This is a genomic window from Wansuia hejianensis (assembly GCF_014337215.1).
GTDB lineage: Bacteria > Bacillota > Clostridia > Lachnospirales > Lachnospiraceae > Scatomonas > Scatomonas hejianensis.
The window spans coordinates 3,060,944-3,082,808 of record NZ_CP060635.1; the positions used below are offsets into that span (position 1 = coordinate 3,060,944).

The 21,865-nt window shown below is 49.1% G+C and carries 26 protein-coding genes; 18 read left to right on the forward strand and 8 right to left on the reverse strand.

Annotated features, from left to right (window positions below; genetic code table 11):
- Window positions 1–18 precede the first annotated feature (18 nt).
- Together H9Q79_RS14095 and H9Q79_RS14100 are read left to right on the forward strand one after the other, a co-directional pair.
- Window positions 19–711, forward strand: a complete 693-nt coding sequence (locus H9Q79_RS14095; protein WP_283245084.1) for an L-ribulose-5-phosphate 4-epimerase — start codon at window positions 19–21, stop codon at window positions 709–711.
- 108 nt (window positions 712–819) lie between these two features.
- The gene (locus H9Q79_RS14100; protein ID WP_249328560.1) at window positions 820–1,899 is read left to right on the forward strand and encodes a LacI family DNA-binding transcriptional regulator; all 1,080 of its coding nucleotides are present in this window, start codon (window positions 820–822) and stop codon (window positions 1,897–1,899) included.
- 55 nt (window positions 1,900–1,954) lie between these two features.
- Here the strand turns inward: H9Q79_RS14100 and H9Q79_RS18545 are convergent, their stop codons facing one another.
- From H9Q79_RS18545 to H9Q79_RS14115, 3 genes are read right to left on the reverse strand one after another with little or no spacing between them, the layout of a single operon-like run.
- Complete coding sequence (locus H9Q79_RS18545; RefSeq protein WP_334298981.1) at window positions 1,955–2,188, reverse strand: flavodoxin family protein; 234 nt, start codon at window positions 2,186–2,188, stop codon at window positions 1,955–1,957.
- 41 nt (window positions 2,189–2,229) lie between these two features.
- On the reverse strand, window positions 2,230–2,814 hold the full coding sequence (locus H9Q79_RS14110; protein WP_249328562.1) for a DapH/DapD/GlmU-related protein: 585 nt from the start codon (window positions 2,812–2,814) through the stop codon (window positions 2,230–2,232).
- Between the two features lie 18 nt (window positions 2,815–2,832).
- The gene (locus H9Q79_RS14115; protein ID WP_249328563.1) at window positions 2,833–3,966 is read right to left on the reverse strand and encodes an aldo/keto reductase; all 1,134 of its coding nucleotides are present in this window, start codon (window positions 3,964–3,966) and stop codon (window positions 2,833–2,835) included.
- Window positions 3,967–4,352: 386 nt separating this feature from the next.
- Between H9Q79_RS14115 and H9Q79_RS14120 the strand changes: the two genes are divergently transcribed.
- The 9 genes from H9Q79_RS14120 (at window position 4,353) to H9Q79_RS14160 (ending at window position 15,016) form a co-directional block, all read left to right on the forward strand.
- Window positions 4,353–5,243 carry a LysR family transcriptional regulator gene (locus H9Q79_RS14120; protein WP_249328564.1) on the forward strand — a complete coding sequence of 297 codons (891 nt, stop codon included), beginning with the start codon at window positions 4,353–4,355 and terminating at the stop codon, window positions 5,241–5,243.
- Between the two features lie 103 nt (window positions 5,244–5,346).
- On the forward strand, window positions 5,347–6,441 hold the full coding sequence (locus H9Q79_RS14125) for a DUF362 domain-containing protein (protein ID WP_118648037.1): 1,095 nt from the start codon (window positions 5,347–5,349) through the stop codon (window positions 6,439–6,441).
- 46 nt (window positions 6,442–6,487) lie between these two features.
- Window positions 6,488–7,705: a D-alanyl-D-alanine carboxypeptidase family protein gene (locus tag H9Q79_RS14130; protein WP_249328565.1), complete on the forward strand. Its 1,218-nt coding sequence runs from the start codon at window positions 6,488–6,490 to the stop codon at window positions 7,703–7,705.
- Between the two features lie 14 nt (window positions 7,706–7,719).
- Window positions 7,720–8,655: a zinc-ribbon domain-containing protein gene (locus tag H9Q79_RS14135; RefSeq protein ID WP_249328566.1), complete on the forward strand. Its 936-nt coding sequence runs from the start codon at window positions 7,720–7,722 to the stop codon at window positions 8,653–8,655.
- 121 nt (window positions 8,656–8,776) lie between these two features.
- A complete protein-coding gene (locus H9Q79_RS14140; RefSeq protein ID WP_249328567.1) occupies window positions 8,777–9,988 on the forward strand; it encodes a glycoside hydrolase family 3 protein in 1,212 nt (403 codons plus the stop codon).
- 20 nt (window positions 9,989–10,008) lie between these two features.
- On the forward strand, window positions 10,009–10,482 hold the full coding sequence (locus H9Q79_RS14145; RefSeq protein WP_118648029.1) for a YbaK/EbsC family protein: 474 nt from the start codon (window positions 10,009–10,011) through the stop codon (window positions 10,480–10,482).
- 118 nt (window positions 10,483–10,600) lie between these two features.
- Window positions 10,601–11,533 (forward strand): AAA family ATPase, encoded by a 933-nt coding sequence (locus H9Q79_RS14150; protein WP_249329730.1) that lies wholly within the window; start codon window positions 10,601–10,603, stop codon window positions 11,531–11,533.
- Window positions 11,534–11,537: 4 nt separating this feature from the next.
- Complete coding sequence (locus tag H9Q79_RS14155) at window positions 11,538–12,614, forward strand: DUF58 domain-containing protein (protein WP_249328568.1); 1,077 nt, start codon at window positions 11,538–11,540, stop codon at window positions 12,612–12,614.
- On the forward strand, window positions 12,581–15,016 hold the full coding sequence (locus H9Q79_RS14160) for a transglutaminase-like domain-containing protein (protein WP_249328569.1): 2,436 nt from the start codon (window positions 12,581–12,583) through the stop codon (window positions 15,014–15,016). Before H9Q79_RS14155 ends, H9Q79_RS14160 begins: the two co-directional genes overlap by 34 nt.
- A 139-nt stretch (window positions 15,017–15,155) precedes the next feature.
- Here H9Q79_RS14160 and H9Q79_RS14165 read toward each other — a convergent pair whose 3' ends face one another.
- The 5 genes from H9Q79_RS14165 to H9Q79_RS14180 all read right to left on the reverse strand — a co-directional run bounded on the left by H9Q79_RS14165 (window position 15,156) and on the right by H9Q79_RS14180 (window position 18,544).
- A complete protein-coding gene (locus H9Q79_RS14165; protein WP_249328570.1) occupies window positions 15,156–16,304 on the reverse strand; it encodes a tyrosine-type recombinase/integrase in 1,149 nt (382 codons plus the stop codon).
- 156 nt (window positions 16,305–16,460) lie between these two features.
- The gene (dinD, locus tag H9Q79_RS14170) at window positions 16,461–17,315 is read right to left on the reverse strand and encodes a DNA damage-inducible protein D (protein ID WP_118648023.1); all 855 of its coding nucleotides are present in this window, start codon (window positions 17,313–17,315) and stop codon (window positions 16,461–16,463) included.
- A gap of 218 nt (window positions 17,316–17,533) precedes the next feature.
- Complete coding sequence (locus tag H9Q79_RS18680) at window positions 17,534–17,623, reverse strand: putative holin-like toxin (protein WP_408646438.1); 90 nt, start codon at window positions 17,621–17,623, stop codon at window positions 17,534–17,536.
- 125 nt (window positions 17,624–17,748) lie between these two features.
- Window positions 17,749–18,180 (reverse strand): hypothetical protein, encoded by a 432-nt coding sequence (locus H9Q79_RS14175; RefSeq protein WP_249328571.1) that lies wholly within the window; start codon window positions 18,178–18,180, stop codon window positions 17,749–17,751.
- Window positions 18,164–18,544: a helix-turn-helix domain-containing protein gene (locus H9Q79_RS14180; protein WP_249328572.1), complete on the reverse strand. Its 381-nt coding sequence runs from the start codon at window positions 18,542–18,544 to the stop codon at window positions 18,164–18,166. Before H9Q79_RS14180 ends, H9Q79_RS14175 begins: the two co-directional genes overlap by 17 nt.
- Window positions 18,545–18,764: 220 nt before the next feature.
- Here H9Q79_RS14180 and H9Q79_RS14185 point away from each other — a divergent pair, with 220 nt between their 5' ends.
- The 7 genes from H9Q79_RS14185 to H9Q79_RS14215 all read left to right on the forward strand — a co-directional run bounded on the left by H9Q79_RS14185 (window position 18,765) and on the right by H9Q79_RS14215 (window position 21,599).
- Entirely contained in the window at window positions 18,765–18,962 is a 198-nt protein-coding gene (locus H9Q79_RS14185) for a helix-turn-helix domain-containing protein (protein WP_249328573.1), read from the forward strand.
- Window position 18,963: 1 nt separating this feature from the next.
- Window positions 18,964–19,182 carry a hypothetical protein gene (locus tag H9Q79_RS14190; protein WP_249328574.1) on the forward strand — a complete coding sequence of 73 codons (219 nt, stop codon included), beginning with the start codon at window positions 18,964–18,966 and terminating at the stop codon, window positions 19,180–19,182.
- Between the two features lie 3 nt (window positions 19,183–19,185).
- On the forward strand, window positions 19,186–19,425 hold the full coding sequence (locus H9Q79_RS14195; protein ID WP_118647244.1) for a hypothetical protein: 240 nt from the start codon (window positions 19,186–19,188) through the stop codon (window positions 19,423–19,425).
- Window positions 19,422–19,604 carry a hypothetical protein gene (locus tag H9Q79_RS14200; protein ID WP_118647242.1) on the forward strand — a complete coding sequence of 61 codons (183 nt, stop codon included), beginning with the start codon at window positions 19,422–19,424 and terminating at the stop codon, window positions 19,602–19,604. Before H9Q79_RS14195 ends, H9Q79_RS14200 begins: the two co-directional genes overlap by 4 nt.
- Window positions 19,605–19,790: 186 nt before the next feature.
- Entirely contained in the window at window positions 19,791–19,967 is a 177-nt protein-coding gene (locus tag H9Q79_RS14205; protein WP_249328575.1) for a hypothetical protein, read from the forward strand.
- Window positions 19,964–20,530, forward strand: a complete 567-nt coding sequence (locus H9Q79_RS14210; protein ID WP_118647240.1) for an ERF family protein — start codon at window positions 19,964–19,966, stop codon at window positions 20,528–20,530. The genes H9Q79_RS14205 and H9Q79_RS14210 overlap by 4 nt, the downstream gene beginning before the upstream one ends.
- Before the next feature lie 184 nt (window positions 20,531–20,714).
- The gene (locus tag H9Q79_RS14215) at window positions 20,715–21,599 is read left to right on the forward strand and encodes a rolling circle replication-associated protein (protein WP_249328576.1); all 885 of its coding nucleotides are present in this window, start codon (window positions 20,715–20,717) and stop codon (window positions 21,597–21,599) included.
- The last annotated feature ends 266 nt before the right edge of the window (window positions 21,600–21,865 follow it).

Here is a 21,865-nt window from a genome sequence, read left to right on the forward strand (position 1 = left end):
GCAGAAAGGAAAAAGAACATGCTGGAGCGGTTAAAGACAAAAGTATATGAAGCAAATATGGAATTACCATTCCGGGGGCTGGTGACGTATACCTGGGGCAATGTCAGCGGGTTTGATCGGGAAAGCGGTTATATGGTGATTAAGCCCAGCGGCGTGAAATATGAGGATTTGGACCCGGAGAATCTGGTTGTGATGGATTTAAAAGGAAATGTGGTGGAGGGGCGGTTAAAACCGTCCTCCGATACGGCCACTCACCTGGAATTATACCGGGCTTTTCCAGAAATAGGAGGGATTGTCCATACCCATTCCGTGTGGGCTACTTCTTGGGCTCAGGCGTGCCGGGAACTGCCACTGTATGGAACCACCCAGGCAGATTATTTTTATGAGTCGGTTGGTTGTACCCGTCAGCTAACCGATGAAGAGATAGCGGGTGACTATGAGAAAAATACGGGTTTAGTGATTGTTGAAACTCTGCTGGCACGGAAAATACCGCCGTTGCACAATCCGGCGGTATTGGTGGCTGGTCATGGACCGTTTGTTTGGGGAAGCAATGCAGAAGAAGCTGTACACAATGCAGTAGTGCTGGAGGAAACGGCTAAAATGGCTTTATTGACGGAACAGCTTTCGCAGTCGGCCAAGCCACTAAAGGCAGCCATAAGAGACAGGCATTTTTACCGGAAACATGGGACGAATGCCTACTACGGACAATAATATTCGAGATGCGGGAAAAGGACATCCATATTTATCCATACATTACTTGATGAAATAGAATGAAAAGTTTATACTAATAAAATATAGAGATAAAGGAAGAGTAATTCTATGAATGGAATAAAAGATGTCGCACAAAAAGCAGGTGTATCTATTTCTACCGTGTCAAATGTGCTAAATGGAAAAAGGTATGTGAGCCCTGAACTCGCTCAGCGAGTGAGGGCTGCAGCACGTGAACTGGCTTATGAAGCAAATCCTATTGCACAGCGAATGAAGAGTAACCATTCCGGTATCATCGGGATTATTACAGGAGATATGTATGGTGTATTCTACCCATATATTGTCAAAGGAATTAGTGAGATCGCTACGGAGCGAGGATATCAGATTGTTCTTTCTGATGCACGTTCTGCTTATGGCGACCGGTCCGCGGAGAATTATGAGTTTGAATTGTTCCAGCAGTATATCAACAATCGGGTAGACGGGATAATCTTCGCGTCTGTGGCATCAAAAGAACACATAGAACGTTACTGCCGGAAGCTTCTGGAAGCAGTGAATAAGTTTAAACCGACTCCGCTGGTGAGCCTGGAGCGGGATCTTACGCCTTATGGTATAGATTCTGTATACTTTGATGGCTTTGAGAATTCAAGAATGGCTGTTAGACATCTAATTGATTGCGGATGTCGGAAAATATGCCATATCAGTGGCCCTGGTTATATGGAAATTGCAGAAGAACGTATCGAGGGTTACTTGAACGTTATGAATGAGTATGGGTTAGAGGTAAATGAGCGCAAGATGATTGCAAAGGGTAATTACAGCCATCAGGGTGGGTATTTGGCGATGAAAGAGCTGCTTGAAAATGTTCCCGATCTGGATGGAATATTCTGCGGCAATGACCAGATGGCAATTGGAGCGCTGAAAGTGCTGAAGGAATATGGCAAGGAGGTGCCCCGGGATATCAAACTGATTGGTTATGACGATATATTTATAGCCAGCATTGTAGAACCTTCGTTATCTACCATACATATTAAAAAAAAGCATGCGGGCATAGAAGCTGCAAAAATCCTATTGGACCGGATTGAGAATCCAGGCAACTGTGAGTCTGTGAATAAAGTGTTGATGGATGGGAGGCTTGTAGTGCGGAAATCAACGATGGCGTCTGCGCCGGAAGACTGGATTCTCTCAGAATGGTAATAAAAGAGGGCAGTGGTTAATCACTCCCTCTTATTTGATTATTTTATCTCTTTTCCTAATCTATAGGCTTCTTCAAGGGCAGGACTTTCCTTAATGGCCCCCTTTTCGTCTGCCCGCACATTTCATAAAAATAAATTGGTGTGGAAAAAGCAATCACATCCGCAAGCAGCATTTTTTGTACAATTGGATCAGCGTCGTCATGGATGGCGCAGCGGCTGGTCTTCTGGCAGGCCAGGAAGCCTTTAATCTGTGGAGTCTTTCGCAAATTCATCAGCGAGTATATCTGAATTACCGCCTTTTCGCGGACTGCTAGACAATATTAAGATATTTTTACTTATAATTATTCTCCTGTTTGATATATTTAATGATTTTCGCGGGAACCCCGCCGGCGACGGCGAATGCGGGTACATCTTTTGTTACCACAGCGCCTGCTGTGATTACCGCATGATCTCCAATTGTGACTCCGGGCACAATTGTGGCGTGAGAGCCGATCCAGACGCCTTTTCCGATGTGGACAGGGGCGGGATGCATGGAAGCCCGGTGTTCGGGAGAAAAATCATGGTTGAGAGTTGCGATCACCACATTATGGCCAATCAGAGTCTCGTCGCCAACAAATATGCCTCCCTGATCCTGAAAATGGCAGCAGGAATTAATAAATACATGTTTTCCGATGGTTATATTTTTTCCATAGTCGGTATAGAAAGGAGGAAAAAGTGTGAAGGTAGTGTCTATGTCTTTTGCTGTCAGTTTTTTCATTAATGACCGGATTTCCTCCTGGGTGTGGTAAGAGTTATTTAGCTCTGACGTTATCTTTCGCGCGTCATCAGCGGCCACATGCATGAATCCATGCAAAGCGGAACCTTCATGAATTGTATCAGCGGCTGCCAGACTTTTAGAAAGCTTTTGATAGTCCATGTCTGATGAGCCTCCGTTTCACATGCCCAGGCGGTGGGAGAAATCTTCCATTGCTTCTGAAACTTTTATCTGTTGAGGGCAGACAGCTTCACAGCTTCTGCAGCCGATACAGGTGTTGGGGCGTTTTTCGTCCGGGATCGTGTTCATTACCATTGGGGCGATAAAACCGCCGTCTGTAAAGCAATGTTCATTGTACAGCGCAAGAAGAGAAGGGATATCCAGGCCCTTTGGACAGTGACTGACGCAGTAGCGGCAGGCGGTGCAGGGCAGCGCGATTTTTCCCACCATGCGGCCGGAGATATCCAGCAGGCAGAGAAGCTCCTGTTCGTTCAATGGTTTGTTGTCTTTGAAGGTGTGAATGTTCTCCTGAAGCTGTTCAAAATTTGACATGCCGGAAAGTATCATGGTAACGCCGGGAACAGACTGAAGAAAGCGGAAGGCCCAGGCAGGGATACTCTCCTCCGGGCGCAGGTTCTTCAGTTCTTGAGCGTATTCATCGGATAGTGACGCCAGCCGGCCTCCGCGCAGAGGCTCCATCACCCAGACAGGGATTTGGTATTCTGCCAGCAGATCTACCTTTGCCTTAGCATTTTGGAAGGACCAATCCAGATAGTTCAGCTGAATCTGGCAGAATTCCATGCTGTCTCCGTATGCGTCAAGAAAACGTTTCATCACCTCATAGCTTCCATGGGCGGAGAAACCCAGATGGCGGATTCGGCCGGATTTTTTTTGCTGCATCAGATAGGGATAGATTCCATATTCTTCATTCAGGTAGGCATCTATATTCATTTCACAGACATTATGAAACAGATAAAAGTCAAAATATTCTACTCCGCATTTCTCCAGCTGTTTTTCAAAGATTTCTTTAACCTTCCCCATATTAGACAGGTCATACCCCGGAAACTTATCTGCCAGGTAAAAGCTGTTTCTTGGGTATTTGGAAAGGGCTTTACCCAGGACGAGTTCTGACTGGCCGTTATGATAACCCCAGGCAGTGTCATAATAGTTGATTCCATGATCCATGGCATAGCTGACCATGCGTTCTGTCTCCCCCTCGTTGACAGCCCCGTCGTCGCCGCCGATGACGGGAAGACGCATGGCGCCCATACCCAGGGCAGAAAGTTTTAAATTCTGAAAATCTTTATAAATCATATTCAACACTCCTTTTCATGATTTTTGAGAGTATAGATCAGAAAGTCCAGGACATCGAGCTGCTTCTGATCCTTGTGGATGACAGTGATTAACTGCTGTCTGTGCTTATACAGAAGATGAAGATTTTCCTCTGTCCGCCCTTTTTCCATAGCTGACAGAAACTGGTGAATGATTTCAGGGTTACAGCCTGCATCCTTCAAAAGTTGGACGAGAGCCGTGCAGTGGTCAATTTCATCTAGCTGCCTCCTTCAATTCCAGTATAAGGAATAATTAATTAAATTACAAATACTTATGATAAATACTAATCCATGCTTGACGGGTATTAAAAAGCGGATTTATACTTTTGACAGAAGCTTATAAAATATTTTAGCAAGGGAGGATGTACGGTGGAGATTCGTGTTCTTAGATATTTTCTTGCGGTGGCGAGGGAAGAGAGCATTTCAAGGGCGGCAGAGTACCTTCACGTTACGCAGCCGACGCTTTCCCGGCAGTTGATGGAACTGGAGGATGAGCTGGGCACAAGACTGTTTGTCAGAGGCAAACGTAATCGCAGTGTGATTTTGACAGATGAGGGGATGCTGCTCCGGAGAAGGGCCGAAGAGATTGTGGAGCTGACCGATAAGACGGAGGCAGAGATTCACGCAAAGGACGAAATTATCAGCGGCGATATATATATTGGCGGCGGAGAGACGGATGCCATGCGTCTTATCGCGCAGACAGCCAGAGATCTGCAGGAGGATTACCCGGATATCTGCTACCATCTGTTCAGCGGAAATGCCGACGATGTGACGGAACGGCTGGATAAAGGGCTGCTGGATTTTGGAATTCTGGTAGGCTCTGCCAATACGGAAAAGTATGACTATATCACCCTTCCGGCTACGGATGTATGGGGGTTACTGATGAGGAAGGACAGTCCCCTTGCAGAAAAAAACGCAGTCAGGCCGGAGGATCTGAAGGGACTGCGAATCCTCGGCTCCCGCCAGGCTGTCATGAGAAATGAATTATCCGGCTGGTACGGAGGTGATTTTGAACGCCTGAATATAGCGGCGACGTATAACCTGATTTATAACGCGGCGCTTATGGTGGACGAAGGATTCGGATATGCGCTGTGTCTGGATAAGCTGATTAATACTACCGGAGACAGCAATCTGTGCTTCCGGCTTTTGGAACCGCGTCTGGAAGCGCGTCTGATCTTAGTATGGAAGAAATATCAGGTATTCTCCAGGGCTGTTCAAAAATTTCTGGAAAGACTGCAGGCCAGGCTGGGGATATTGTAGAAGAAGTCTGTTAATTATGAAGGTGATTTACAGGCTTTGCTCAGCCGTGGTATAATAGCGGCAGCAGTTATGCCTGGAAAGTTAAGACAGGAGGGCTTGTAGTTTGGTAAAAAATGAGATTTTGATCATTCATGGGGATGACTATAAAGCTATGGCTAAGCGGGTTCTGGAGCAGGCGGATCTCGCCGGGCTTATTGGTTCGAGGGAACGGCATATAGGCCTGAAGCCTAATATGGTAGTTCCGAAGCCGGCATCCGCCGGGGCAACCACCCACCCTGAGCTTTTGGACGGGACGCTGGAGTATCTGACAGATCATGGTTTCACAAATATAACGGTGATGGAAAGCTCCTGGGTAGGAGCGGACACACAGGATGCGTTAAGAGTCTGTGGATATCGGGAAGTTATAGAGCGGTATCAGATCCCCTTTATAGATATTAAGAAGGAGCGGTCGAGGGAATATGACGCTGCAGGGATAAATCTGAAGGTGTGCGACGCCGCCATGAAGGTGGATTTCATGATTAATATGCCGGTTTTAAAAGGCCATTGTCAGACGACAGTGACCTGCGCCCTCAAGAATATGAAGGGGGTTATTCCGGATTCAGAGAAAAGGAGGTTTCACACCATGGGCCTTCACAAGCCCATTGCTCATCTGAACACGGTCGTGCGCAATGATTTTATTCTGGTGGATAATATCTGCGGGGACCTGGATTTTGAGGAAGGCGGGAATCCTGTGGAGATGGACAGGATTTTGGGATTCCGGGACCCGGTCCTGTGCGACTCGTTTGTCTGCGAGGCAATGGGATACCACTCGGAAGAGGTTCCTTATATTGTATTGGCGGAACAGCTGGGCGTGGGCAGCAGAGATACACAGGGAGCCGTGGTTACAAAGCTAAACGAAGGCACGCTGGAACGGCGCACCTTGCCGATGACAGGGAGAGTGAAGAAGCTGGCCGCCTATACAGAGCCTGCGGACGCCTGCAGCGCATGCTATGGTTCCCTGATCTATGCGCTGGACCGCCTGCAGGTTCGTGGTCAGCTTTCAGGTAAACATACGCCCGTTGCCATAGGACAGGGCTATAAGGGGAAAGGCGGCAAAATCGGCGTGGGCAATTGTACCAGATGTTTTGAAAAATCTTTGAAGGGATGTCCGCCAAGGGCTGTAGACATCACTGCTTTTCTCGAAAAAGAATGGGATTAGGGAAGAGCAGATAAATTATGGATAAAATATATGGAGGATATGGTTCATGAATCCGGATAATCTGGAATCTGAAGAAAGTAAAGAAAAAACAGGCGGCAGTCAGGCGCCGCAGAACGAAAAGGGGCCGGTCCAGGCTGAGGCAGTACAGAAAAAGGACGAGCTTTCCCAGAAGTTTTCTCCAGAGAAGGATGGGAAAAAGCCGGTGAAGGCAAGCAGAAAAGGGCTGATTATAAAGTGTGTGGCGGTGGTTATAGTTCTGGCGGGGTTGCTCGTCGTGCTGGCAATACAGCTTTTGAATACCGGTAAGCGTAATGAAGATGCATCGCCGGCTGCCTCCGGGTCTTCTCTGGAGCAGGAAAGCGTTTCAAATAGCAAACCTGGCCTCCAGGCGGAAACGGTGACCCCGGAGGAAATACAGCCTGCGGGCACGGCAGAGCCAACGGAAGCTCCGGCTCCTTCTGTCGTGGAGGTACAGAAACTGTCTCCGGACACAGTTTATAGTTCTCATGCGATTCTGGTCAGGTTAAGGGATCATGCGGTGATGCTGGATAAAGGAGCGGCGGACAGGATATATCCGGCTTCTATGACGAAGATCATGACGGCGCTTGTAGCCATAGAGAATCTTCCGGATCTGGAAGAGCAAATTACACTGACGGCGGAGCAGATCAACCCACTGTATGAGGAGGGAGCCTCTATGGCTGGCTTCAGCGCAGGGGAGACAGTTACGGTGAGAGATCTTCTGTATGGTGTGATGCTGCCGTCAGGAGCTGACGCCTGCGTGGCGCTTGCAGACCGCATCGCAGGATCGGAGGCTGGTTTTGTAGAACTTATGAATCAGAAAGCCCAGGAGCTGGCGCTGTCAGACACGCATTTTGTCACAGACTCCGGCCTTCATGATGACAATCATTACAGCACTTGTGCGGATCTTGCCAGGCTTTTAGAAAATGCCCTTTTGAACGAGACTTTCCGCACAGTATTTACGGCTCATGATTATACCTGTACGCCCACGGAATACCATCCGGAAGGCCTTTATCTGGCCAGTACCATGTTCCAGAAGATGGATACGGATACACTGAGCAACGGAGCAGTGATAGAAGGCGGCAAGACCGGTTATACCGATGAAGCACAGCTTTGCCTTGCGAGTCTCGCGGTCATTCAGGGAGAGGAGTACATTTTAGTTACGGCACATGCAGAGGGAAACCACCATACGGAGCAATTTAACATTCTTGACGCATATTCGGTTTATGGTCAGATAACCGGATAAAAGAGGAGAATCTTATGTTTTGTACAAAATGCGGAAAGGAAAACAAAGACCAGTCCAAGTTCTGTGAATACTGTGGGGCGAAACTGGAGACGCCGTCTCCGCGGTCTGGTGATGCCAGAGCGGTAGAAGATCAGCCCGAAACGGCAGGAGGAAAACAGACCGATCGGGCCGGAGATAACGGGAAGAAAAATCATGTGCCTTTACTGGTGGGTCTTGTTACACTGGTGCTGGCTGCAGGTGTGGGGATTGGGCTGGGCGCTCATTATCTCATGAACCGGGACTCTGAAAAGGAAACGGCGAGGGAGGAGAGAGAGCAGGAGAGAACAGTCTCGTCGGCGTTCGGGGATCAACCGGATAAAAAGGATTCGGGTAAAAAGGATATGGGGCAAAAGGAAGCAGGGGCAGAGAAGACACCCACGGCTGCGGCTGCTCCAACATCTGAACCGGCTCCTTCTGAAGCCCCTAAGGTTACTGTGACAGCGGCTCCGACGCCGGAGCTGAAGGCGCATACTTATGAATTGATCGTTTCAGACGGCGGCTGGGAAGAGGCCTTTAACGGCTGCATCGCCAGAGGAGGGTATCTGGCCACAATTGAGACTCTAGAAGAATTTGAAGAAATTACTGCTCAAATTGAAGCACAGGGCCTGTCTAAGACCATATTCTATATTGGAGGAGGCAGAGGTCCCCAAAGTAATGTATATAGCTGGGTGGACAGTGACCGGAATTTTCTCACGGCGAATCCCGTCAACGACATTTCCTGTCCTATCAACGGTAAATGGCTGAGCGGAGAACCCAGCTTTCAGGATGGGGAATATGAGGAATTGTACCTGACGATGTATTACAACTCTGACGTTAACGGATGGGTGTTGAATGACGTGCCGGAAGATGTGGTGGACATTTGGCCCAATTATGCCGGAAGAATCGGTTACATTTGTGAATATGAAAATTAATAGATCAAATATCCTGTTACTTCTTTTGATAATCGGTGAGATCATTGCCATTTTGTTGTTTGGAATGATGGTGGTCCGTCAAAAGCGGGAAAACAGCCAGTTAAGGCAGGAAGCCCGCGAAATGGAGAATGAGATCCGTGAGTTTCAGAATGAGCTTCAGAGTGAAAAGCCGGAGGCAGAGGACGTCATGGAGACGAATGCGAAGGACCAAATCTCACCAGAGACTCAGAACAGCGAGAGTGAGCAGGCTGTGGAAGGCCTGCAGGAGGGGAAAAGTGTCAAATCGCCGGAGGAGGAGCTTTTGAACCGTATGACGGCGGAGGAGAAGACGGCGCAGCTATTCTATATCACGCCGGATGCGCTGTGCGGCGTATCCGGCGCCACGCGGGCCGGGGATACACTGAAACAATCCTATGAGCAGTATCCGGTGGGCGGACTGATCTTTTTTGGCAATAATATTGTGAGTGAGGGCCAGATCCGGGAAATGACCTCCGGACTCCGGGAGACCGGTATAAATAGGATAGGAGTGTCACCTTTTCTGGGGATTGATGAAGAAGGCGGGACCGTGACCCGTATAGCGGGAAAGGAAGGATTTCCCGTGGAGGATGTGGGGGACATGTACCTCATTGGGGAAACCGGGGACGCCGGGAAAGCACGGGAGGCGGGAAGCACCCTGGGAGCATATCTGTCGGACTATGGATTTGACATGGATTTTGCGCCGGATGCAGATGTTCTGGTGAACCCTGGCAACACGGTAGTGAGCAGGCGTTCCTTTGGGGCAGACCCGCTGGTGGTCTCGGAAATGGTAGCTGAGGAGATCCGGGGGCTTCAGGCCCAGGGGGTATGGGGAGTGCTGAAGCATTTTCCGGGGCATGGAGCCACAGAGGAGGATTCCCACGAGGGATTTGCATATTCCGACAGGACTCTTGAGGAGCTGCGCCAGTGTGAATTCCTCCCCTTCAGGGCCGGGATAGAAGCGGGTGCCAGGGCGGTGATGGTCGGCCACATATCCCTTCCGCAGATTACAGGAGATGGTACGCCGGCCGTTCTGTCAGAAGCCGTGATGAACCAGATGCTGCGTCAGGAGCTGGGATTTCAGGGAATCATCATAACGGACGCCCTGAATATGGGGGCGATCACAGAGAACTATACCACAGAGGACGCCGCAGTACAGGCAATATTGGCGGGAGCGGACATGCTCCTGATGCCGGCAGATTTCCAGAAAGCTTATCAGGCAGTGCTGAATGCGGTGAATGACGGCAGAATCACCAGGGAACGGCTGGATGAATCGGTTCTGCGGATTCTGAAGGTGAAGTGTTCGGAAGACTTATAACGATTATGAGGTAAGAGAAAATGGCAATTGATAAAGTTAGAGAATATATGAAACAATTTGGAAAAGAACAGGATATACGGGAATTCAACGAGTCCAGCGCTACGGTGGAGCTGGCGGCCCAGGCGGTTGGAGTGGAGCCGGCGCGGATTGCAAAAACCCTTTCCTTCTGCGGAAAGGAAGAGGGGAGCTGTCTCCTGGTGGTGACGGCGGGAGATCAGAAGGTGGATAACAGCAAGTTTAAACACTTCTTTGGAATGAAGGCGAAGATGCCCAAAGGAGAAGATGTGGAAAAGCTGACCGGACATGCGATCGGCGGGGTCTGCCCGTTTGCGAATCCGCCCCATACGGAGGTCTATCTGGATGAATCGATGAAACGGTTTACCACAGTGTTTCCGGCGGCCGGGAGCGCCAGCTCTGCCATTGAGCTGACCTGCGGGGAATTATTCGAGCTTTCCCGCGCGAAGGCCTGGGTAGATGTCTGCAAGCCGGTATGAGAAGGCAGGCCGCTGGGACGGATTGTAAATACTGGATGTGGGAAAGCGGCAACAGGCGGGGAGCTTTCGGGGAGAATAATAAGGAGGAAAGGGATTGGCAGCAGAGTTGAATAACGCAATGGCCCGGTTGGCCATGCAGGAGATCGGGAAGGCGGTAATAGGAAAAGACGACTGTATCTTTAAGGTGATGACCGCGATATTGGCGGGCGGTCATATATTGCTGGAGGATATACCAGGAGTGGGTAAGACGACTATGGCGCTGGCATTTTCCAGGGCGATGGCCTTGAAGCAGAACAGGATACAGTTCACGCCGGATGTGCTTCCGGCGGATATTACGGGGTTTTCCATGTATCAGAAGGATACGGGTAAATTTGTCTATCAGCCGGGAGCCGCCATGTGCAACCTGCTGCTGGCGGATGAGATTAACCGCACGTCGCCCAAGACTCAGGCGGCCCTCCTGGAGGTGATGGAAGAGGGAAGGGTAACAGTAGACGGTGTGAGTAAACCGGTTCCGTCTCCGTTCATTGTCCTTGCCACCGAGAATCCCATCGGAAGCGCCGGAACGCAGATGCTTCCGGAATCGCAGGTAGACCGGTTTATGATCTGCATGACTATGGGATATCCTGATATGGATGCGGAAATAGCCATCGTAAAGGGAAAAGTCTTGAGAGACCCTCTGGCTGAGGTCCGCGGGGTCATGACTGCGGCTGATCTCACGGCCATGCAGCAGACGGTGGACAGCATTTATGTCCATGATGTGCTGTATCAATACATTGGAAGGCTAGTCCAGGCCACCAGAAATCATCCGCTGATTGAACTGGGCCTGAGCCCGCGGGGGACCATCGCCATCACGCAGATGGCTAAGGCGAGAGCGTTTCTGATGAATCGTACCTACAGCATACCGGACGATGTGGAAGCAGTCTATCTGGACGTGGCATGCCACCGGGTCCGGTTAAATTCCAAGGCGAGAATTAACCGGGTGACAGAAAAGGCAGTATTGGAACAGATTCTGAACCAGACAGCTAAACCGACCGTGCGGAGAAAACAATAATCATATGAAACGTTTTATCATCTATTGTATTGGTGCGGCAGCAACCGCATATCTGGCAATTCTCTATGAAAACTCGTTGCTGGTCACTTTTCTGGTGATCGAACTTCTCCTTCCGGTTCCGCTGTTTTTTGTGGCAAAGCGGACGGCGGGAAAGCTTCAGGTGCGGCTGTTGGTACCTATTCCCATGGCCGACCGGGGGGAAGATGTGTCATTTGAGCTGAGGCTGTGGAATCCTACGGTATTACCCGTTATGAATGCGGATATACGGATCACTTACTGGAATCAGTTCAGGAATCAAAAGACGACGAAAAAACTGACAGTCTGGGCAGATGGAAGGAGTCAGAGCTGTTATCAATACCAGTTGGCCAGCGAACACTGTGGGCGGCTGGTTATTTGTGCTGACCGTGTGAGGGTCAGGGATTATCTGGGGCTGTTATCTTTTGTGGTCCCCGGAGAGCAGCGGGAGATCATATCCGTCCTTCCCGGGCTTTTTGATTTTCCTGTGGAGGCAGAGGAGGAACTACCATATCTGTCCGGCGAAAGTGATGACTTCGATAAGGGGAAAGGAGGGAATGACCCTTCTGAAGTCTTTCAGGTCAGGCCCTACCGGGCGGGCGACCGCCTTCAGAGCATCCACTGGAAAATGACGGCCAGATCGGAGGAGCTGATGGTGAAGGAGTTCAGCCTTCCGGTAAGCTGTCAGACGGCTGTCTTTCTGGATTTACACGGGGAGGCAGGTGAGCTGTCCTGCTGGGAGACGGCGGATGATTATCTGGAAACGGTGCTGTCTTTGGAGGCAGGGCTTTTAGAGGCGGGCAGCAGGAATTATGCGGCCTGGTATGACAGAAGCAGCGGAGAGCTTTTCAGAAAAAAGATGGAAAAGCCAGAGGACGTTCATGAGCTTACCGGGATGCTGTTCCAGGTGATGCCCTATGAAGAAACAGTTGATATAGAACAGATGTACAGAAGCAGATATCCCGGTGAGAATTTCGCGGTTATTTTCCGGCTGGATCTTCAGTGCCGTCTGTGGAAAGGAGGGACGCTGTATTGGGAAAGAGTGAAGACCGGTCCATCCGGCTGACTCCCGGCAGATATCGGGCGGGCCGGGATAACGGTAAAATTTCCGGGAACCCGTGGAACAGTGTCTGGTATCTCTATTACCTAATCGCGTCGCTGTCTCTGGCATTCTGGTTTTCTTCTATGATGCGGCTGGATATTTCCACCGGATGGGTGACGGCTATTGTAGTCTTTTGGGATCTCTGGTATGCGCTGGTATTTCTGTCTAAGAAAACAATGAGAATCCTGGTGCCTGTCACAGCGGCGGGGGTTGCGGCTGCCGTGTACTGGCAGTGGAACGAAATCTGGCGGGGACTGGCATGGATCGCCAATACTTATGCCGGATATATCCAGGAACATTATCAGTACAGCCCGGGGTATCTGGAAGCGGATAGCGAGCCGGAATCTCTGATACCGGTCATAGCGGCGGGAGCCGCCATAGCCTTGTTTTTTGCTGCTTATTCAATTATATGGAAGAGAAGGGCCAGGGCATTAATTCTCATGACGCTGGTTTTGCTGTGCGCCGGGCTTACGGTTAATCAGTTCCCACAGCCGGTGCCGGCTGTGACTGCAGTGCTGGCAGCCTATGGAATTACCTGCATGAAGAGCCGGGGAGGCAGAGACGCATCCGGGTGTATGCAGGCAAAGGCTGGTATCTGTGGGCTTTTGCTGGCGGGGGCTGTAGCCCTTATCAGCTATTTTGTGATAAGCCCGCCGCTTACGGAGAGAATGATCGCGCTGCACCCTGACGTACAGGATTTCCAAAACCGGGTGGAGGCCAGGCTGGGCAATGCGCTGGAGGATTCGGTGTTTCAGGGAAACAGTCCCTTCGGGAACTGGCAGGGAATGATTGAGAGTGGAGCGCTATCCAATCAGGTGGCGCGACGGGAGCATGTGACGGCGCTTCGTGTGACAGCCGGCCGCCGGCCGGATCAGGCAATTTATTTTAAAGGCTTTATAGGAGGGGTGTATCAGGGGAAATACTGGCAGGAAATATCAGATGAGAATTTCAACGCTGCTGCGGAGAGCTGGAATATCTATGAGGAAGGTCAGGCCGGGGAGCAGGCGAAAGCGTTGCTGCAGTCTTTTCCCTATCAGTGGCTGGGGGCTTCCGGCGCTGACCAGGTGGCGTTTGATATGGAGCTTGAGGAGGTGGCCGGGGACTATGCATACCTCCCGTATTTTTCCAGTGTATTAAATGGGGATTCCGGTATGCCGCGGCTGTTGGCGGACGGTGAGGCTCTGAGAAATGGCAGTTCAGGATTTGAGGGATCGCTGATCGAAGATTCGCCGCTGTTGATAAGCCCATATCTGTATTCCACCGTCTATGCCGGCGGGAATGAGGAATTTCAGGGGATGAGCGCCTATGAAGAATATGTGTCGGAAAATTATATGTATGTGCCCAAAGATAGACTGGACAGGATGAAGGAGCATGTAAACGGGCGGATTCAGGCTTTTACCGGCGCGAATGGATATTATCCGACTCTCATAGAAGTGACAGATATGATCAGAGAAGATCTGTCAAGCTGCAGCTACAGTCTGAACCTGGGACCTCTGCCCTCCGATGTGGATTATACGGAAAATTTCTTTTTTGACCAGAAAGAAGGCTTTTGTACCCATTTTGCAAGCACGGCTGTATTGATGTACCGTCTGTCAGGGTATCCGGCCAGATATGTGACGGGGTATATTGCCAAGCCTTCGGAATTCCGGGAGAATGAGGAAGGTTCTTATACCGCGGAGGTGAAAGATGAGAGCGCCCATGCCTGGGCGGAGGTCTTTGTTCCACAGCTGGGATGGGTTCCGGTTGAGATGACGCCGGGATTTTCCAGTGGCGGCGGCGATGCTGCACAGGCGGAAATAGGCGGTGCGGACCCCTATGAGGCTGTGACGATTCAGACGCCTGGGCCTACGAAGGAAGAGACTCCGGCTCCCGACAGGACGCCATCGGGAGCGGAGATTCCGGGAGCGCCGGAGACGAAGACCTTAGAACGGCCGCTGCCGCCGGCTCTGCCGGCTGTATTGTTGGTACTGTCGGCTGCCGCCGCCGCAGTTCTGGTGCTTGTACTGCGGCGGATGTGGATCTGCATGAGGAGAAACAAGAAATTCGGGCTGCGAAATTACAGCAGAGCGGTTCTGGCGATTGTAAGAGAGACTGAGAAGATGATGGGAAGCGCCGGATATCATCCCCCGGAGGGACTGTCGGATGCCGATTATGCGAAAAAGGTGCAGGAGGATTTTGAGCTGTTGGAGCCGGATGAGTTTGTCCGGTTTATGGAACTGGGCGAGCATGCCTGCTTTTCGGAAGAAATGCTTACGGCGCAGGAAGTAAAGGAATGTCTCTGTGTATATCACCGTTTAGAGAGTTATTTCTGCAAAAAGCACGGAAATCTTTGGAAATTTTGGTGGCGTTTCATAAAATGCTATTAAATTTTCATACAATTTAGACAATGCTGAATTTATAGGCAAAAGCGCCGGAAACCCCAGTAAAATCAATGGTTTTCGGCGTTTTAAATGTCTTGAAATTTGGGTTAAAAAAATTGGATAAAACGGAACGGTTTGTCACAGGTTAGTCACAAATTTTTATCTTCTCTATTTCTACCCGAAGGTCTTCCAAAGTGCGGTGTCCATAGATTCGATTGGTAATGTCTGACCCGAAGCTGTGCCCCAGCATTCGCTTTCGGTCATTATCCTCGACCTTGAATTTCTCGCAAAGTCGGGAGAATGTGTGCCGACAGTCGTGCGGAGTGTGTTTGGGGATGCCAATAGCTTCCAGAGAGATATACATATCCTCTCGCAACGTGGCCACGCGCCCCAACAGACATCCGTATTTTTTTAACCGCTTATATACAAATGGACGGATAGCCGAATGGATCGGGACAATGCGATCTTTACTGGAGCGGGTTTTCACGCCGCCTTTGAAATAATTTTCTTTTAGATTGACTTCTATCGTTTTGTAAGCTTGAATTCTAAATCCTGAATAGCACATGATCAAGATAAATGCCACAATATCATTGTCCTTATGTGCCCAGAGAATATTTAGCTCATCATCAGTAAACGGTACGCCATGTTCGTCATCATCTTCAGTGTTGATCTTGACATGCGCAGAGTAGTCCTTTTCACACAACTCATAAATCTCTGCGTATCCATACATTTGATGGAACAGAGAAACTATAAGCTCCTTGCTGGCGTGTTTCAGAGGGCAATTATCCACAACGTCTTGTAGATCCTGGTGACGCAAGTCGGCAAAAGTCTTGTCATGTAGGGAGGCGCTGTTTTTAAAGGCCGTTTTAGTGCTGTCTAATGTGGATTTTGCATACTCGCGGCTCTGATCCGTCTCAAATTTCCAGTGGTAAAATTCCTCATATACCTCTTTGAATGTCTTGCTCTTTTCCTGTGTCTTTACACCCTTAACCAGATTGTAGTCCGCGAGGATGCGCTGGGCTACGCTGGCCAGATCTGATCTGCTGTCGGCGCCGATTTCCAGTGTCTTTTCCATGCCTGGAGTATAGGTTCCCGCCTTGTAGGCCGTCAGGACTGTGAATCCTTTTATCCAGTCGTCTACGTAGCACAGGGCTTTCGGTACCATCGGCTGTCCATCCAGCGTAAATTCTGTTGTTGGCGGGTGGACTGCATACGGGTTCCGCCGGCCTTTACCCAGATAGCGGATGCTTCCGTAACCGTTTGGCAGTTTAGGGTATTTTTTTCTCTTTGGCATAGTATCATCCTCCTAAAAAAGCGCATAAAAATAACAGCCAGAGAACTTTTATTCTCTTGCGTGGCTGCTCCGAAGATGATACAATATACATGGTCATAATAGTGTATCTCTTCGGAGATCGGTCGGTCTGGTGTTGGTAGCACCGGGCCGGTTTTATTATGGATTATCCGGAAGCTTTCCGGAATTTGAAACAATTTTTTTGTCTTGAGATTTAACACGACGTTCAAGCTTTTTTATATCTTCTGATGCCGGAAGTTCTTCTGGTTTAATACCTCGCCTTCCCAACATATCCCTTACAGAAGAATTGTTTTGCACGTGTTCTTCTGTAATAGAAAATTCTCCGCGCAAATCTTTTTCTTCTACATTATAATTGGTCATTTCTGTGGCGAGATTCTTGGCCGCAATCGTTAACGTCGGGAGGAAGTCGGCTAAAGGACGATTCTCCTTAACGCCCAGTCGCTGTTTCATTTCTTGAGTGGTATTTCCACCAAACAATGCATAATCTCCTTTTGAACGTATTCTGCCGAATCCGGCATCGTCAACTCCCCTTTCGTATATATTTTGAGAAAGTCTTTTTTCAGATTCTTTAAGCCTGTCGCGAGCTGCTGTTCTTTCAATAAATGACAGTCTTTCTTCAATAATCTCCTGCTTACGAGTTTGAACAGCAAAGTAGCTTTGCGCAAATGCGATTTCTTCTTTTTTTGGATCGCCATTTTGAGCGATAAGATAACAAGCGTATCTTGTTAACATATAGTCTTTAACAGGTCGTTGCCCACCTTTAGCTATTTGGATCAATTTCGTGACCTCACGAAAATGATCAAAGGTATCAATGCCGCTAGTTTGACATGAATCCATCGCGCGAAGAATTGCTTTGTCAAAATTTTCCCATCGCTCGTATCCAAGTAACGGCATTAGGTCACGAGCATACCAAAATTCGATGCCATAATCATCATTGTTTTGTAGTATACTGTCATATTTAGATTTTATAAATGTAAGTTTTGTTTTATCCATATTCCTCCTTTTTGTCTAACTTCTTAACCGTATGGAATCGCATTCGGTTAGATTGGTTCCTGTTGGCGCAGGGGCCGGTTTTTGTTTGACAAAATAGTGATGTTGACATATAATATACTTAACAAGACAGCCAGTAAGGGAGGTTAGGGCTCCCCGTTCTGGCAAAAATATGTAAGCTAAAGATTTAGCCGCCTATTCTTTTCCAGAGAGCAGGGCGGCTATTTCTTATGTGTCAAATTGAGGATGGATACAATTAAACCAGCAAATGCTAAAATAATCATAAACTCTTCATATGTGTTCATAAGCATCCCCTCCTGTCAAGACTCAGGACGAGGAACCGTAGCCGCTCTACTGGCTGCCCTGGTAAGCATATTATATTGTCAAGGTGCCCCGCCCCGTGGGGCGGGAAATTAAAACGCCAGTGGCGAATTAATCACAATCCTCCATACAAATGTTCTTCTTCCGCTCGCGCGAAGAAATCTACTCCGTAGCGTTCCAGCTTTTGCATGTCTTTTTCAACCCGCGCCAGTTCTTTACGGATGCGCCTCTGCCTGCGTTTAATGGCCTGTATGCGCTTAAGAAACTGATTTCCGGTCATAATCACAGGCTTTTGATCTTGAGTTCCGACCTGTGGCGAATGTTGACTTTGCGCATGCGCCAGCGCTTCGATCTGCTGCACGTCTTCCCTCTGAAAATCTAATCCTTTGATGTGTTCCATGCCGTGCCAATATGATTTAGCCTGAGCGTCCGTTGAAATTCTCGCGTTTATAAAAATTGTAAAACTTCCATCTTCATTTTCTGTTACTATTTCCTTTGCCTTGGTATCTGGCCAATCCATAAGGACGACATTAACAACCGGTGTCATTGTCACCGCGCTCCTTTCTTTTCAATGCCATAAGCATATCATAAGTAGTTTTTAGGTCCTCAGGGGTCGCGTCCTGGGCTGCATCGAAAAGAACCTTCAGATCTTTGTTTTCAAATAATTTCTGTGCCATTGCGGCGGTATCATCATTTAAGTAATATTTGTCTCCTTCGTTTTCTTTTCCTGTCATAAGATAGTTTACAGATACATCAAAATAATCTGCAAGTTTCTGGACTTTTTCCATGCTTGGCTTGCTCGTATTGATTTTACATAAAGATCCTCTGGCAAATCCCAATTCTTTTTCAGTGCCTGTAACTGTCACGCCTTTTTGCTTACACAACTCTTTAATCATCTCATATGTCAACATAACGCACTCCTAAAAAAGTTGAAAAAAATACGCAAAAGGTATTGACATATTGAAAATAATACGTATAATGAAATGTAGAAAGTTGAAAATAATACGTAATATCAATATGTAAAATAGCTTTCAGTTTGTGGTTATTCTGATTATAGAATATTTTACGCAAAAAGTCAATAAAATTGCGTATTATTTTCAAAAAAGCGTTTATGAGAAAGGAGGAAAAACATTGCTATACGACAATGTAAAAAAACTTTGTGACGAGAGGCATATCCCAGTTATCAAGCTAGAAAGAGAACTTGAATTTCCGCGTAGCAGTATCTGCAAGTGGAATGAAAACGAGCCCGGAATACGAAAGGTACAAAAGGTAGCTGATTACTTCGGCGTATCGATCGAGAAACTGTTAGAAGAGAAGGAGGTGGTGTGAGATGCAAGAATCAAATTGCCGCGATCCAGCGAAAGAAACCATGTCAGTGCCTGAAGCTGCACGGATTTTAGGCTGCAATGCACAGGCTGTCCGAGAGAGGATCAAAGCCGGGATATGGGATTTCGGAGAACGAATCCCACGGGAAAAGACTGGGAACAAACAAAACTCATATGTGATTTACCGCCGGAAGCTGTACCGGCATATTGGGAAGGAGGTGTAACAGATGCCTGAATGGACAGAATGGCCCCAGGCCGGGAACATCCACCTACGTCAGCGGCCACAGCCTACATACTGGCAGCGGCACAAGAGAACGCTGTTGAAGGTTTTAACGGCTGCCGCAGGAGTTGCCGGAATCATATTATTATATCGGGTAGAACAAGACCCACGCTGGGGGCTGGCGGCAATCCCGCTACTGGTGGGTGCCTTAATCGCCCAGAGCTGGGCGGGGAAGGAGGCAACATGAAAAAGGCAGAGCTTGAAAGACAATACACATGGATAGTAAAAGAGGTAAGAGAGCTGCGAGAGACATCAGGTTGGGAGGATGACCGTATCCGTTGCTTTTTGATCGGAGTCGTGACTGCCGGCGATAGTTGCTACACAAGTAGCCAGCTCAGAAGGATCTTCGATTTGGTCAAAAGATGAGCTTACCTCAAGCAAAAGCCCCGGAATGAGCCAAATCCGGGGCCAGAGGATAATAGTAAGGAGACCACTAGTTGTATCCTCATTGTAAGGTGGACTGAGAAAAAAGTCAAGAAAAACGACAAAAATTGCGTGCAAAAACGACAGAAAGTGTACACAGCGTCTGAAAACAGGAGGAGGAACCAACAAATGAAGGAACGGATGACGCGCAAGAACCCGCAGGGGATGGGATACAGGGTTTGGCTGGACCATGCCGGCTCCTTTCGGATCGAAAGCCAAGGCGGGGAGCTGTTCCTGTTAGGGGACCTGGCGGACAAGCTGGGGTATCTGGAGGATGAAGAGGAGAAAAGGAGGAAGAAGAGATGAACGTATATCAGAAGATTTACGAAGTGATGGCAGCGGTTGGCTACCTGTCGAAAGATGGGAAAGCGGAATACGGGAAGATGAAGTACAGAACCTTAAGTGCCAGAAAAGTGACAGAGGCCGTCCGTGAGAAGCTGTTAGAGACAGGGCTTGTGATCCTGCCGGTGCGTCAGGAGAGCCACCGGGAAGGTCAGCTGACGACCGTATCGGTCACTTACCGGATCGTGAACACGGAAAAACCAGAGGAGTTTGTGGAGGTAGCATCCCAGGGAGAGGGGTTTGACTCTACGGACAAAGGGATGGGGAAGGCCCTGACCAATGCGTATAAATATATGCTGCTGCGTACCTTCGCGATAGCGACCGGAGAGCAGGAGGTAAGGAGAGAGGATCCAAAGAGGCAGTGCCGTCCGGCCAGTGAGCGCCAGAAAAGCGAGATCAAGGAGCTGTGCGACGCAAACCGGGTCGATTTAGAGAGCTGGCTGTTTCAGAGAGGGTACAGCTGGATGGAGCTGACGGAAGGGCAGGCAAGCTCTATGCTGGAGAAATTGACCAGCAGCTTTGGATAAAAAGAAACAGCACATAGGAGGGGCCCCATGTGCTGAATCCCAAGCAATTATAAAATTTGGAATCGTTAAGTCATGCTTATTATAGCATGCATAGGCCCCCAAAAGCAAGAGGGAAACAGGCGTTTTTTTCGCCTGTTTCGACCTCGATAAAGATATTAAATTTAGCCAAAGGCGGGCGGGTGCGATGGGAGTAAAGCGAAAAACGACGGTCTTACGAAAAGGAGAGATCATAGACGTGGAAGAATACCATGACGGGAATTACGGGTCACCCGGGAAGCGTCGGGAAAAGAAGGTGAAGGCAACGAACGAGCAGATGCAGAAAGTCAATGCGTATCACAAGATGCGCCGGGCCCGCCAGAGGCTTTTGGAATACTTTGACCCGGGTGATTTATTCGCGACCTGGACCTATGAGCCCAGGGAGCGACCAAAGGATATGAAAGGAGCTTTGCGGGACTTTAAGAGGGCGATCGGGAAGGTGCGCAAAGAATACAAAAAACGGGGAAAGCCCCTTTTCTGGATCCGAAACATTGAGAGGGGGACCAAAGGAGCCTGGCACATCCACCTGGTGGTCAAGGAGATTGGGGAGAGCGGGGACATCGTACGCAAGGCCTGGCCCCATGGAGGGACCTATCTGACACAGATCCGGAAAAATGAAAAAATCTACGATGAGGATTTCACGAAGCTGGCCAGCTATCTGACGAAAGATGCGCGCACCACCCAAACGAAAAAGGACGGATCTTTGTCTCTTCCCCGCATCCGGGAAGCCAGCTATGGGACCAGCCGGAACATGCCGCTTCCGCTTCCCAAGGAGGAGCGGTTAGTCAGATGGAAGAAGGAGCCGGAATCGAAGAAGGGGTACTATCTGTTGAACGTCCGGGAGGGGATCAACCCGGTGACGGGCTATCAGTACCGAAGGTACACCATGATACGGCTAAGGAGGGAAGAACATGCAGGCAAACGTATACATAGAGGCCGACAGCCGCGAACCGAAAAAGAAACAGCGGATCGTAGGCTACGTGCTGGAAAGTACGGTCAGGGGAGAGATAAGGACCAAAGACGAGTTCTTTGAGGTGGAGGAGAGCTTCCATGGAAGCATGGTGATGGCGATCAAAAAAGCCCTGGCCCGGTTTCAAAAGCCCTGTGAAATCACGATCCATGCGCCGGACGCCTGGACGCTGAACATGCTGGAGAGCCAGCTGGAGAAATGGGCGGCTCAGAACTTTCTGACCGGGAAGAAAGCGCCGATTGCCTGGCAGAAGGAATGGATGCATATCTGGCTGAAGGCGAAGGAGCATACGATCCTCTGTAAGAGGGGGAAGCACGCCTATACAGAGT

Bases quoted from the DNA above. Each gene is read 5' to 3' on its own strand.
- H9Q79_RS14095 (WP_283245084.1), top strand. From the start codon at position 19: ATGCTGGAGCGGTTAAAGACAAAAGTATATGAAGCAAATATGGAATTA.
- H9Q79_RS14100 (WP_249328560.1), top strand. From the start codon at position 820: ATGAATGGAATAAAAGATGTCGCACAAAAAGCAGGTGTATCTATTTCT.
- H9Q79_RS14110 (WP_249328562.1), bottom strand. From the start codon at position 2,814: ATGGACTATCAAAAGCTTTCTAAAAGTCTGGCAGCCGCTGATACAATT.
- H9Q79_RS14115 (WP_249328563.1), bottom strand. From the start codon at position 3,966: ATGATTTATAAAGATTTTCAGAATTTAAAACTTTCTGCCCTGGGTATG.
- H9Q79_RS14130 (WP_249328565.1), top strand. From the start codon at position 6,488: ATGAATCCGGATAATCTGGAATCTGAAGAAAGTAAAGAAAAAACAGGC.
- H9Q79_RS14135 (WP_249328566.1), top strand. From the start codon at position 7,720: ATGTTTTGTACAAAATGCGGAAAGGAAAACAAAGACCAGTCCAAGTTC.
- H9Q79_RS14140 (WP_249328567.1), top strand. From the start codon at position 8,777: ATGGAGAATGAGATCCGTGAGTTTCAGAATGAGCTTCAGAGTGAAAAG.
- H9Q79_RS14145 (WP_118648029.1), top strand. From the start codon at position 10,009: ATGGCAATTGATAAAGTTAGAGAATATATGAAACAATTTGGAAAAGAA.
- H9Q79_RS14150 (WP_249329730.1), top strand. From the start codon at position 10,601: ATGGCCCGGTTGGCCATGCAGGAGATCGGGAAGGCGGTAATAGGAAAA.
- H9Q79_RS14155 (WP_249328568.1), top strand. From the start codon at position 11,538: ATGAAACGTTTTATCATCTATTGTATTGGTGCGGCAGCAACCGCATAT.
- H9Q79_RS14165 (WP_249328570.1), bottom strand. From the start codon at position 16,304: ATGCCAAAGAGAAAAAAATACCCTAAACTGCCAAACGGTTACGGAAGC.
- dinD (WP_118648023.1), bottom strand. From the start codon at position 17,315: ATGGATAAAACAAAACTTACATTTATAAAATCTAAATATGACAGTATA.
- H9Q79_RS18680 (WP_408646438.1), bottom strand. From the start codon at position 17,623: ATGCTTATGAACACATATGAAGAGTTTATGATTATTTTAGCATTTGCT.
- H9Q79_RS14175 (WP_249328571.1), bottom strand. From the start codon at position 18,180: ATGACACCGGTTGTTAATGTCGTCCTTATGGATTGGCCAGATACCAAG.
- H9Q79_RS14180 (WP_249328572.1), bottom strand. From the start codon at position 18,544: ATGTTGACATATGAGATGATTAAAGAGTTGTGTAAGCAAAAAGGCGTG.
- H9Q79_RS14190 (WP_249328574.1), top strand. From the start codon at position 18,964: ATGCAAGAATCAAATTGCCGCGATCCAGCGAAAGAAACCATGTCAGTG.
- H9Q79_RS14195 (WP_118647244.1), top strand. From the start codon at position 19,186: ATGCCTGAATGGACAGAATGGCCCCAGGCCGGGAACATCCACCTACGT.
- H9Q79_RS14200 (WP_118647242.1), top strand. From the start codon at position 19,422: ATGAAAAAGGCAGAGCTTGAAAGACAATACACATGGATAGTAAAAGAG.
- H9Q79_RS14205 (WP_249328575.1), top strand. From the start codon at position 19,791: ATGAAGGAACGGATGACGCGCAAGAACCCGCAGGGGATGGGATACAGG.
- H9Q79_RS14210 (WP_118647240.1), top strand. From the start codon at position 19,964: ATGAACGTATATCAGAAGATTTACGAAGTGATGGCAGCGGTTGGCTAC.
- H9Q79_RS14215 (WP_249328576.1), top strand. From the start codon at position 20,715: ATGGGAGTAAAGCGAAAAACGACGGTCTTACGAAAAGGAGAGATCATA.